Source organism: Acinetobacter sp. YH1901141 (assembly GCF_013416935.1).
GTDB lineage: Bacteria > Pseudomonadota > Gammaproteobacteria > Pseudomonadales > Moraxellaceae > Acinetobacter > Acinetobacter towneri.
Genome location: NZ_VPEY01000061.1, coordinates 1 through 1,719, shown reverse-complemented (window position 1 = coordinate 1,719; position 1,719 = coordinate 1). Strand labels below are relative to the sequence as shown.

The 1,719-nt window shown below is 51.7% G+C and carries 1 rRNA gene; it reads left to right on the top strand.

Annotation, left to right across the window (positions count from 1 at the left end):
• Positions 1 to 1,695: ribosomal RNA gene (locus FTV52_RS14325) — 23S ribosomal RNA — on the top strand; the annotation flags it as partial.
• Positions 1,696 to 1,719: the final 24 nt, after the last annotated feature.

Genomic DNA, 1,719 nt, shown 5'->3' with positions numbered 1-1,719 from the left:
AGAAGGTGGATTGAGAAGTCTGCTGGAGGTATCAGAAGTGCGAATGCTGACGTGAGTAACGACAAAACGGGTGAAAAACCCGTTCGCTGAAAGACCAAGGGTTCCAGTCCAACGTTAATCGGGGCTGGGTGAGTCGACCCCTAAGGCGAGGCCGAGAGGCGTAGTCGATGGGAAATTGGTTAATATTCCAATACTTCAGTGTAATGCGATGAGAGGACGGAGAAGGTTAAGTCAGCCTGGCGTTGGTAGTCCAGGTGAAAGGAAGTAGGCATGCATCTTAGGCAAATCCGGGGTGCTCTATGCTGAGATCTGATAGCAAGCTGTACTTGTACAGTGAAGTGGCTGATACCCTGCTTCCAGGAAAAGTCTCTAAGCTTCAGTTACACTGGAATCGTACCCGAAACCGACACAGGTGGTCAGGTCGAGTAGACCAAAGCGCTTGAGAGAACTCTGCTGAAGGAACTAGGCAAAATGGTACCGTAACTTCGGGAGAAGGTACGCTGTTGATGGTGATAGGACTCGCTCCTTGAGCTGTCGACAGCCTCAGAAACCAGGCCGCTGCAACTGTTTATTAAAAACATAGCACTCTGCAAACACGAAAGTGGACGTATAGGGTGTGATGCCTGCCCGGTGCTGGAAGGTTAATTGATGGGGTTAGCGTAAGCGAAGCTCTTGATCGAAGCCCCAGTAAACGGCGGCCGTAACTATAACGGTCCTAAGGTAGCGAAATTCCTTGTCGGGTAAGTTCCGACCTGCACGAATGGCATAATGATGGCGGCGCTGTCTCCAGCAGAGGCTCAGTGAAATCGAATTCGCCGTGAAGATGCGGTGTACCCGCGGCTAGACGGAAAGACCCCGTGAACCTTTACTGCAGCTTGACATTGAACTTTGACCTTACTTGTGTAGGATAGGTGGGAGGCTTTGAAACTTGGACGCTAGTCCGAGTGGAGCCGTCCTTGAAATACCACCCTGGTAATGTTGAGGTTCTAACTCTGTCCCGTTATCCGGGACGAGGACCATGTCTGGTGGGTAGTTTGACTGGGGCGGTCTCCTCCTAAAGAGTAACGGAGGAGTACGAAGGTGCGCTCAGCGTGGTCGGAAATCACGCGTAGAGTATAAAGGCAAAAGCGCGCTTAACTGCGAGACCCACAAGTCGAGCAGGTACGAAAGTAGGTCTTAGTGATCCGGTGGTTCTGTATGGAAGGGCCATCGCTCAACGGATAAAAGGTACTCTGGGGATAACAGGCTGATACCGCCCAAGAGTTCATATCGACGGCGGTGTTTGGCACCTCGATGTCGGCTCATCTCATCCTGGGGCTGAAGCAGGTCCCAAGGGTATGGCTGTTCGCCATTTAAAGAGGTACGCGAGCTGGGTTTAGAACGTCGTGAGACAGTTCGGTCCCTATCTACCGTGGGCGCTGGAAATTTGAGAGGATCTGCTCCTAGTACGAGAGGACCAGAGTGGACGAACCTCTGGTGTACCGGTTGTGACGCCAGTCGCATCGCCGGGTAGCTATGTTCGGAAGGGATAACCGCTGAAAGCATCTAAGCGGGAAGCCTACCTCAAGATAAGATTTCCCCGAGGCTTTATGCCTCCTAAAGAGCCGTTGAAGACTACGACGTTGATAGGTTGGATGTGGAAGCATAGCGATATGTGAAGCTGACCAATACTAATTGCTCGTGAGGCTTGACTATACAACACCCAAACAGTTGGGGTTG